The organism is Catenulispora pinisilvae (assembly GCF_015356865.1).
Taxonomy (GTDB): Bacteria; Actinomycetota; Actinomycetes; order Streptomycetales; family Catenulisporaceae; genus Catenulispora; species Catenulispora pinisilvae.
In genome coordinates, this window is the sequence record NZ_JAAFZA010000316.1 from 1 (window position 1) to 10,290 (window position 10,290).

The 10,290-nt window shown below is 69.9% G+C and carries 9 protein-coding genes; 2 read left to right on the plus strand and 7 right to left on the minus strand.

The genetic code is table 11. From position 1 onward, the window contains the following. The 5 genes from IZR01_RS44595 to IZR01_RS44615 form a co-directional block, all read right to left on the minus strand. On the minus strand, positions 1-282 hold a 282-nt coding region (locus tag IZR01_RS44595), incomplete at its 3' end, for a TetR/AcrR family transcriptional regulator (RefSeq protein WP_194927366.1). A gap of 65 nt (positions 283-347) precedes the next feature. Continuing rightward, a complete protein-coding gene (locus IZR01_RS44600) occupies positions 348-1,409 on the minus strand; it encodes a TlpA disulfide reductase family protein (RefSeq protein ID WP_194898663.1) in 1,062 nt (353 codons plus the stop codon). Positions 1,410-1,510: 101 nt separating this feature from the next. Further along, positions 1,511-2,101, minus strand: coding sequence for a 3'-5' exonuclease (locus IZR01_RS44605; protein WP_194927367.1), 591 nt, complete (start codon positions 2,099-2,101; stop codon positions 1,511-1,513). 139 nt (positions 2,102-2,240) lie between these two features. Further along, entirely contained in the window at positions 2,241-3,269 is a 1,029-nt protein-coding gene (locus IZR01_RS44610) for a YdcF family protein (RefSeq protein WP_194927368.1), read from the minus strand. Between the two features lie 107 nt (positions 3,270-3,376). Then, a complete protein-coding gene (locus IZR01_RS44615) occupies positions 3,377-4,396 on the minus strand; it encodes a zinc-binding dehydrogenase (protein WP_194898661.1) in 1,020 nt (339 codons plus the stop codon). 113 nt (positions 4,397-4,509) lie between these two features. On the opposite strand from IZR01_RS44615, the gene IZR01_RS44620 reads away from it, so the two are divergent. Continuing rightward, on the plus strand, positions 4,510-5,094 hold the full coding sequence (locus IZR01_RS44620) for a TetR-like C-terminal domain-containing protein (RefSeq protein ID WP_194927369.1): 585 nt from the start codon (positions 4,510-4,512) through the stop codon (positions 5,092-5,094). Positions 5,095-5,137: 43 nt separating this feature from the next. On the opposite strand, the gene IZR01_RS44625 is transcribed toward IZR01_RS44620, so the two are convergent. Further along, positions 5,138-6,007: a fructosamine kinase family protein gene (locus tag IZR01_RS44625; protein WP_194898659.1), complete on the minus strand. Its 870-nt coding sequence runs from the start codon at positions 6,005-6,007 to the stop codon at positions 5,138-5,140. Positions 6,008-6,031: 24 nt separating this feature from the next. After that, positions 6,032-7,750, minus strand: a complete 1,719-nt coding sequence (locus tag IZR01_RS44630) for a sigma-70 family RNA polymerase sigma factor (protein WP_194898658.1) — start codon at positions 7,748-7,750, stop codon at positions 6,032-6,034. A gap of 220 nt (positions 7,751-7,970) precedes the next feature. Between IZR01_RS44630 and IZR01_RS44635 the strand changes: the two genes are divergently transcribed. Then, the gene (locus IZR01_RS44635) at positions 7,971-10,118 is read left to right on the plus strand and encodes an alpha-galactosidase (protein WP_194927370.1); all 2,148 of its coding nucleotides are present in this window, start codon (positions 7,971-7,973) and stop codon (positions 10,116-10,118) included. Positions 10,119-10,290 lie beyond the last annotated feature (172 nt).

Sequence of the window (10,290 nt, forward strand, 5' to 3'; positions counted from 1 at the left end):
GGCGTCGAGGTGGCGCTTGAGGCGGGCGAAGCCTTCGAGGTAGAGGGCGGCGGCGATGGCGTCCTTGGAACCGAAGTGCTTGTAGAGGACCATCGTGGAGCAGCCGGCTTCGGCGGCGATGCGGCGCATGGTCAGGGCGGCGGGGCCTTCGGCGGCGAGGAGGCGCGCGGCGACGTCCAGGAGCGACGCGCGCAGCACTTCCTGGCCCTGGGCGTGGGCCCGGGCGTAGACGCCGGGGGCGACCGGCTGGTACTCGTCGACGGTCTCAGGCTTCGCGCTCATGTCCGCTTCCCGCTGTCGTAGCTCGCTCCCCCGGATTTGTCGGTCACTGTAGCGTTGAACTCGCCTCACCCCTCGGCGGCGCTCTGCCAGTCCGGCAGCGGACGGTAGATCGGGATGCCGGCGTCGGTCAGTGCCTCGCGGCGTTTGAAGTACTCCTCGCCCATGGGGTCCGCGCCCAGCAGTGGCATGGCGCTGCGCCAGATGGTGACGTCCTCGGGGGCCAGTCGTTCCGCCTCCGCGAAGTGCTCCGCGGCTTCGGTGGGGTGGCCGGCGCGGTGGAGCCACAGGGCGAGTGCGGCTTCGGTACGGGCCTGCTGCTGGGTGGCGGTCACCAGCGGGGCGTGGGCCGTGACGTCCTCGGTCGTCAGACCGCTGTCATCGTCGTGGACCCAGCGTTGCAGGGCCGCCATGGCACGCGATGAGTCCAGACCACTCATAGAGCGGAAGAGGTCGGTGGCGAACTGCGTGTCGTTGGGGCGGGCGATGCGGCCCTGCTCGTCGATCCAGACGACGGTCGGGACGTTCAGCACCTGGTAGCGATCGGCCACGCGGCCGTCGGCGTCGATCAGGGCGGGATGCGTCGCCGACGCCTCGCGGATCCACGGTGCGGCATCGCCGGGGCGACGGTCGACGGCCACGCTCACCACGGAGAACCCCTCCGGGCTCAGCGCGGCGTGCTGCCGTTCCCACTCCGGCAAGTCGTAGCGGCAGCCGCACCACGAAGCCCAGAACACCAGCGCCACCTTGCGTCCCCGAAGGTCGCTCAGCCGGTGTGCGGTGCCGGCCACGTCGCGCAGTTCGAAGTCCGGCGCCTCCCCCTCGGCCAGCGCCGACTCGCGCTCGGTGGCCGACACCCCGAAGACGGCTACCCCGAGGCCAGGCGCCGCGGCGTAGGGCCGGTCGATCAGGTCGGCGAAGGCGGCGAGGTCCACGAGGCCACCCTCGCGCTCGACGTTCTCGGCCACCCGCGCGGGGATGCATATGTCGCCACGGCACCACCCCTGCGGCTTGCGTTCCCATCCGAGAGCGCCGGGGACGTCGCCGATCGGTATCAGAACACTGTCATCACCGACCACCCGCGCATCAACGCCGACCTCGCGGTGATCGTCCAAGATCGTGAAGTTCATGGCGGCCTCCTCGGTTTGATAACGTCGTTACAAGAACGATAACGCCGTTATCAAGCGGCCGCAACCGAATCGTCGAACTGGTGCCGAGTTGACCTGGATACCTAGTGTGACCTGGACAGGAACCGCTCGCCGACCTCGGCGCGAGGCTGCGGGACCGGCGCCTGCGGCGGCACCGGCATCCCGCCGACGGCGATCCCGTGCGTCAGGAAGTGGCCCAGCAGCCGAGCCGTCGCCAGCGCGTCGCCGAGCGCGCTGTGCGCGTCGGTCAGCACCACCCCGACCGCCTCGCAGCAGTCCAGCAGCTTGTACGACGGCCCCGGCAGCAGCGCCTGCGACGTCCGCAGCGTGCACGCGCCGCCGGCGATCTCCGGGGAGTGCACGCCGATCTGCGCGAACTGCGTCACCAGGAACTTCGAGTCGAACGCCAGGTTGTGGGCGACCACCACGCGGTCCGCGAGTAAGGCGTGCAGCTCCAACCCGATGTCGGCGAACCGTGGCGCGCGCTCGACCATCTCCCGCGTGATGCCGTGCACCCGCGTCGCCCCGACCCCGCCCTCCGGTCGCAGCAGACTGTCCCAACTGCCCGTCACCTGGCCGGTGACGTCCACATGCACGATGCCGACCTCCACGATCTCCGCGACCGGAGGATGGAACCCGGAGGTCTCGACATCGACGACTGCGTATCCGTTCACCAACCCATCTTCGAGGGCGGACACACGTCTGTGTCGAAGGCGCGCCTCAAACCGCCCAAGCGGGTCGAAGTCTTAAGCGGCTCAAGCCCCTTAAGCGCCTGTACGCACCTATACGCGCCCCAACGCGCCTCAACGCGCCTCAACGCGCCAGCATCACCAACGCCGGCGCGGCGAGGAACGCGCAGATCGGCAGGTTCACCTTCCAATAGCGCACGAACACGGCGATGAACTCCCGGATCGTCGCACTCGGCAGGAAATACGCGGCCGTCGGCGAGCCCGCCACCTGAGCGGGCACCCCCAGATCCCGCGCGATCAGCGCCGCACGGTAGCTGTGGAAGTCGTTGGTGACGACCACACAGCGATACCCCTCAGGCCGCATCTCCCTCATAAGCGCAGCGCTATAGAGAAGGTTCTCCTCTGTCGTCCTCGACTGGTCTTCCTTCAGGATCCGGTCCGCAGGAAACCCTCGCTCGACCAGATAGTCCGCCATCGCCTCGGCCTCGGACAACCGCTCGTCCGACCCCTTGCCCCCGGACACGATGAGCATCGGGCCGTTGTCCCCATCCAGGGATTCGTATACGGAACGCCCGCGGTCCAGCCGACTCGCCAACAGCGGCGACACCACCCGTCCGCCCATCAGCCCGGCCCCGAGCACCACCACGAAGTCCGCAGCACGTCGGATCGGCATCCGCCTATAGACGAACCCATAGGAGAGGTAGCAGAAGAACAGGAAGGCGAGGTAGCACACCACCAACACCGCGGCGGCGGCCAAGCCGATCAACACCTGCCGGCGCGCGACCACGGCCGCCACCAAGAACAGCACCAGCCCGACGATGCCGACGCCGCAAGCGAGCGACAGCAGGTTGGTGACGGTCCGCCCTTCCTTGCGGAGCATGGTCAGGCCGTTGAGGATCAGGAACGTCACCAACGCCATCAGCCCCACGGTCGGCAGCAACCCCACCGCCACGACCGCCAGCACCCGCCCGTCGCCGGACGACCGCGACACCCCGACCAGCAGTCCCAGCCCCAGGAACGACAACGTCAGCCCGAGGAACACCGCGTTCCGGAAGCCGCGCGGGTCGCGCATCACCGCGTCGACGAACAGCAGCGCGAACAGCGCGGCGAGGAGGTAGGCGAACAGAACGCATCCCGTGGGTCGGGGCCACATCGGCCGGGCCGAATGTCCTGACCTGGCCAGTTTAAGTAGCGCCCGCCCCGCTGTGCTCTGTAGAGAACCCCCCTGTTGGCGATCCTTAGGAGCTCTTTAGAGAGCCCTTAAAGAGAGGGACGCAGCACGATCCGAATCGGGTCGCCGATCTTCTTCTCCAACCGCTCGACCGCCTCGGCCGCCTGCTCCAACCCCATCACCCCGGAGATCGACCGCGCGAAGTCCAACCGCCCGCCGGCCTCCAGCCGGATCAACTGTGCGACCGACTCCTCCGGCGAACCGTAGTGCCCCAACAGTTGGAACTGCGCGGACTGGAACTTGGTGCTGTTCTCGATGGTGATCGGCTGCCCGCTCAGCCCGACCAGCACCAGCTTCCCGCCCGGCGCCAGCTGCCGCAGCGCCTGCTCCCGCACCGGCGTCACCCCGGCGAAGTCGAACGCGAACTCCAGCCCGGCCCCGCCGGTCGCGGCGCGGATCGCCCCGCGCAGGTCCGGGTCGGCGGAGTCCAGCGCGATGTCCGCACCGAAGGCCAGCGCCCGCTCCCGCGCCGCCGGCGAGGGGTCGATGGCGATGATCGGGCAGGCACCGATCGCGCGCAGCAACTGCACGCCGTGCGCCCCGAGCCCGCCGATGCCCCACACGCCGACCGACTGAGCCGGCCCGACGTGCGCCGTCGCGGTGATCGCGCCCCACGGCGTGGACACCGCGTCCGGGATGATCGCGCCCTGCTCGAACGGGATCGAGTCCGGCAGGGCGACCAGCGTGTCCTGCCGCGCGAGCGCGAACTCGGCCCAGCCGCCGTCGTAGTCCACGCCGCGCGTCCACACCTGGCCGTCGCGGATCTCGCCGGCCTGCAACACCACGCGATCGCCGGTCTTCCAGGCACTGACGCCCGGCCCGACCTCGGCGACCGTGCCCGCGGTCTCGTGACCGAGGGTCACCGTGTCGCCGGCCAGCAGCCGCGGCTTGCCGAAGTAGCCGCGCACCAGGTGGACGTCGGACAGGCAGACCCCGGCCGCCTCGACCTTGACCAGTACCTCGCCGGCTCCCGGCGTCGGCTTCTCGACGTCCTCGACGCTCAGCGTCCCGGTGGCCAGGTTCAGACGTGCGGCACGCATCGTCGCCATGGTGCGCTCCTCTCATTGCAAGTCGCCTCGCATTGGACGCTACGCCCGACGAACAGCTAACGCAAGGTGTCTCGCATTGCATCGGGATCGGTGGACGGCTAGCGTCACTTACCGTGAGCCCGCAGGAGAAAGCACCACCGCTGCGCCGCCGCGGCGAGCCGATGCGCCGCGCGGTGTTCGAAGTGGTGGTGCGCCTGCTGACCGAGCAGGGGCCGGAGGCGGTGACGATGGCCGGCGTCGCGGCGGCGGCCGGCGTCCACGAGAGCTCGCTCTACCGACAGTTCGGCACCCGCGAGAAGATGATCTTTGAGGCCGCCACCCGCTACTCCGACGAAGCCCTGCCGGCCCGACCGGCCGGCGACGATATCGCCGACGACCTGCGCTCGACCATGCGGGCCCTGATCGAGTACCTGAACACGCCGCAGGGAGCGGCCTTGGTCCGGCTCAGCGCCGTGCCCGTGTCGCCGGAGTTCGACCAGGAGCGCACCGCGTACTGGCACCGTCGCCTGGACCGGTCGGCGGACGTCGTCCGGCACGGCGTCGAGACCGGGCAGCTCAAAGCGGACACCGATCCCACGCTGGTGGTCGACGCCCTGGCCGGCCCGGTCCTGGCCCGGCTGGCGTTGTTCCACGAGGTGATGGCGATGGACGACGTCATGCGGCTGGTCGATCAAGTGCTGCGCGGAATCACCGTCTGATCACCGGCCCAATCACCGGCTGAATCGCCGGCTGGATCAGCGGCTAAGCGAACCGGCTGACAACGTCGCGGATCCGCGGCGGAGCACCGCAATCCGCCCCGAAGTGCGCGACCATGCACAACAACTCGCGAAGGTTCAGCAGATCCATGCGCTCCTGCCACTCCCCGACCGGCGGGCGCACCTCGTGATAGGCGGCGAAGAACGCCTCCGGCACCCGGCCGGTGCAGTACATCATGCTCACGTCGATCTCGGCCCAGCCGTAGTAGACCGCCGGATCGATGAAGACCGGGGATTCGGCGCCGTCGGCAATGATGTTGGCCCGCCACAGATCGCCGTGGACCAACACCGCGGGCGCCGCCGGAACCAAGTCGGGGAGCCGCGAAGCCAGGCCCTCCAACGCGCGGAGTTCCTCGGCCTCGAACGTCGCCTCGACCAACGGCTCGCTCAGATACCGCACGATCCGGTGCTCGGCGAAGAACCGATGCCCGTCCTCACTCCAGGCGTTCTCCTGCGGCAAGAGGCCGAGGACGCCGTCGCGGTGCCAGCCGTGACGCTCCGAGGTGTGCTCGTGCAGGGCGGCGATGGCCCGGCCGGCCGCTTCCCAGAAGGGAGCCGTCTCCGGCAGCTCCGAGGTGAGGGATTCCAGGACCAACGACTTGGCACCGAGATGCAGGATCCGCGGTGTGGGCAGTCCACCGATATCCCGCAACGCTGTCAGGCTTTCGGCTTCCTGCGCGAAGAACCCGTCGGGCACCGAGCGGCCGCCCTTCACGACCACTTCGCGCCCGTCGGACAGCGCGACCCGCCAGACGGTGTTCGCGACGCCGCCGGTCAGCGACTCCTTACGGAGCGCCTGGCTACCCGGCGGAAGCAGATCGCTGGTCCACTCGCCGGTCTCATCGGTCGTCTGCATCGGAACAGGGTTTCAGAAACGCGCTCAGTCCGAGAAGTCCTGCGTCATCCATACCGTCCCGCTGCTGTCACGGAACACCGATATCCCGATGTGGTGGAAGCCGGAGCTCAGGATGTTCTTACGGTGCCCGTCGTTCGGCGGCTGCTCGGCGAGCATGCTGTTGGTCAGGCCGACGGCCATGGAGGCGATGGCCGCGTTGGTGTTCGACACCGGCCCGCCGTCACCGATGTTCTCACCGGCCGACGTCCATGAAACCCCGGCGGCGGTCTCCCGGTCGCCGAGCCCCGCCTCCCCCGGGCACTGGTGCGACAGACCGCAGCCGGAAGCCATGGTCGAGGTGTGCGCCGCCGCGCTCTTGTCGAGGCCGGAGCTGCGGGTCAGCGCCGGCAGGCCCTGCCCGGCGCGGGCCTGGTTGATCACGGCCAGCACCTGGTCCGCGGGGTCGGCCTGGGACGGGCTCGCCGCGGACGACGCGCTGGACGGCGTGGTCGACGGCGCACTGACCGGTGCGCTGTTAGAGCTCTGCGACAGCGACGAACCGGCCGAGGACTGCGAAGGGGGCTTCATGGAACTCTTCGTGGGGCTTGAGGTCGGCTTGGCGGATCCGGGGCGCGAGGATGAGGCGACGGAGCTGGACGATACCGAAGCAGCGCTGCTGGAGTCGGAGGGTGTCGGGCTGGCGGCCGCCGACGAAGTAGTGCTCCCCGAAGCGGTGGTCACGGAGCTCGCGGCGCCGCCGGCCTGGGAGTCGTTCTTGGCGTCACCGGCTCCGGTCGCCACCACCGCGGCTCCGACGACCGCCGCCGTCGCGGCCGCCGCGATCGCCGCCTTCGCCGCGAAGTGCGAGGCCACGGATCGGGCGCCCGCCTTGGGTATTCGGCGATGGGAGTGCGCCGCCGATCGCGGCCCGCGCGCGCCGGGCATCGGGAGCTGAGCGGTGGCCGCCGTGGGGTGGATGACCACCGTGTGGTGCAGGACGTCGGCCAGCCCGAACGGCACCGGCACCAACGGCAGCCGGACCAGCAGCCGCTCGGCCGGGACGAAGTCGCTCGCCATCCCGGCGCAGATCGGGCACTGCCGGGTGTGCCGGGCGAACCGCTTACGCCACAAGGCTTCGGGGCGGCCGTGCCACTGCATCGCGAGCTCGGAGAGCTCCAGGCAGATCGGCACGGCGCACAGCGCGCGCACCACCGCCCGCGACGTCTCCAGCTGTGCCTTCATCCGCGCGATCCGGACGGTGACGTGGTGCGGCTCCAAGCCGATGGCCTCGACCAGGTCGCCGCGCGTCAGATGTCCGGCCTCGACCAGCCACCACAGCGACAGCAGCTCGCGGTCGTCGTCGTCCAGCCAGGCCGTGGCCATCGCGACCTCGCGCCGCTGCCCGGTCAGCCCGAGCTCGGTGAGCGTCAGATCCGCGAAGTCGGCGCCCGGGTCGGCCACCTCCGGCGCCTCGTCCAGCGGCCGCGGCCGGCCGCTGTAGGCGCGGACGTGGTCCCGCACCTGGTTCATCGCCACCGCGACCAGCCACGAGCGGAACATCCGCGGATCGCGCAGCGTCGGCAGGCCGCGGACGACCCGCAGCATCGTCTCCTGCACCACGTCATCGACGTCGGCGGCCACCGGCAGCGCACGTCCCACGATGTTGTAGAGCAGCGGCAGGTAGTCGGAGACCAGGCGCTCCAAAGCAGCCGGGTCCCCGGCCGCCGCCGCTGACACCAGGTTCGCGTCAGTTTCCGTCACCATCGTCTAGGCCTCCCACACCCGAGCTTTGTCGTTCGGACGTAAAGGGAGACCCTAGAAGAGGCCGAGAGTCACAAAAACTTTCGTGATTGTGTTCACAGTCCAAACTGTCGGGTAGCGGGAGAAACCGCGCAATCAGGGTCACGCCAGTCACCGACACAGCGGTGCGAGTGCGATGAGGATGGAGCGGACTTTCATGATTCCCTCCTCTTAGGATGCCGCCATGGATGCCCTAAGAGACGAGCCAGTGTCTGTAGACGTCGAGCACGGCTTGTTCGTCCTGCGGACCCCGAATTCGATCTATGCATTGAGGATCGGCGAGGACGGCAGCCCGCGGCACGTCTATTGGGGCGAGCCGTTGGACGTGACGGAGCTGCGGGAGTGGCGTTCGCCGTCGCACAGCAGCTTCGAGGCCGATCCGGCGCCGGACGAGTTGCCGATCGAGACCGGGGCCCGGTTCGGGCCGGCCGGGCTGCGGGTGCGGTTCGCGGACGGGGTGCGCGGGGCGCAGTGGCGGTATGTGGGGTACGAGATAGAAGACGGGGTTCTGCGGATCAAGCTTGAGGACCGCTTCTATCCGCTGGCGTGCGAGCTGGTTTACCGAGTCCGCCGCGACAGCGACGTCATCGAGCGCTGGACCGAGGTGCGGCACACCGGCGCCGACGACCCCGCCGACCCGGACTCCACCGCCAACATCGCCCCCGAGCCGATCGTCGTCGAACACTGCGACAGTGCGTCCTGGACGCTGCCGAAGCAGGCCGACTACCGGCTCAGCCATCTGGTCGGCGGCTGGGGCAGCGAGACGCAGCTCCAGCGGGACCGGCTGCCGGTCGCGGAGACGGTCCTGGTGTCCCGGCGCGGGACCACCAGCCACCACGCGAATCCGTGGCTGGCGCTGGACGCCGGGGACGCGGACGAGACGTCCGGGCAGGTGTGGAGCGCGGCGCTGGCGTGGAGCGGGAGTTGGCGGATCGCGGTGCACCGGGATCCGGTCGGGCGGGTGACGTTCACCGGCGGGTACGGGCACGAGGCGCAGACGTTCCGGATCGAGCCGTCGGAGCGCGTCGTGACGCCGGTCTTCGCAGGGCTCTACAACGGCGACGGCTTCGGCGGGACGAGCCGGGCTTGGCACGAGTACACCCGGCGCCACGTCCTGCCGCACCCGGAGGAGGACCGGCCGGTGCTCTACAACTCGTGGGAGGCGATGGGCTTCGACCTCACCGAGGCCAAGCAGCTGGAGCTGGCCGGGCTGGCGGCCCGGACCGGCGTGGAGCTGTTCGTGGTGGACGACGGCTGGTTCGGCGCGCGCCGGGACGACCACGCGGGCCTGGGCGACTGGACGACATACCCGGGTGCGTTCCCGAACGGGCTGAAGCCGCTGGCCGATGAGGTGCACCGGCTGGGGATGCGGTTCGGGTTGTGGGTGGAGCCGGAGATGGTGAACGCCGACAGCGACCTGTTCCGGGCGCATCCGGAGTGGGTGGTGCACGCGCCGACGCGTCAGGCCACTGAGTTGCGGAACCAGCTGTTGCTGAACCTGGCGCGCGCGGACGTGGCGGCGTGGGTGTACGACACGCTGGACCGGCTGGTGCGCGAGAACGACGTGGACTTCTTCAAGTGGGACATGAACCGGCCGTTCACCGAGGCGGCGTGGCCGGGGGCGCCGGATCCGGACCGGTTGTGGGCGGTGGCGGTGCGGAACGTCTACGGGATCATCGACCGGCTGCGGGAGGCGCATCCGGGGTTGCGGATCGAGGGCTGCTCCTCCGGCGGCGGGCGGATCGATCTGGGGATGCTGGCGCGGGTGGACCAGGTGTGGACGTCGGACAACACCGACCCGGTGGATCGGATCGAGATCCAGGCCGGGTACGGGCAGGTGTACCCGGCTGCGGCGATGGCAGCCTGGGCCTCGGACAGCCCGAGCCCGATCACGTTCCGCGAGACGCCACTGCGGTTCCGGTTCCACGTGGCGATGGCCGGGGCGCTCGGGATCGGCGGGAACCTGACGGTGTGGTCGGAGGCCGAGCTCGCCGAGGCGGCGGGGTTGGTGGCCGAGTACAAGGAGGTGCGGGGGCTGGTGCAGCGGGGCGTCGCGTACCGGATCCAGACCGCCGACGGCGTGTCCGGTGTGCATTACGCGGCGCCGGACGACTCGGAGCACGCGGTGCTGGTCTGGCGGCCGACGATGCGCTTCGCGCACGAGCCGGCTCCGGTGCCGCTGCCCGGGCTGCGGGCCGGGGCGCGGTATCGGGATCTGTTCTGGGGGGTGACGTATTCCGGCGAGGTGCTGCGGGAGCGGGGACTGGAGCTCGGGTTGCCGGCCGGGGACTATGCCAGTCGGCTGATTCGGCTGGTGCGGGTCGCCGAATAAAGGTATTGGCATACTGTTGGAATCGGCGACATGAACCGGTTTGTTCTGGATAACACGGATTCATGCTTCGATACCTGGGATGTGCGATGGCGGTCGCGTTGCTGGCCGCCGGGACGGCCGACGCGGCGGCCGGCGGGACTGCGGGAGCGCCGGCGCCGGGAGGGGGCGGGCC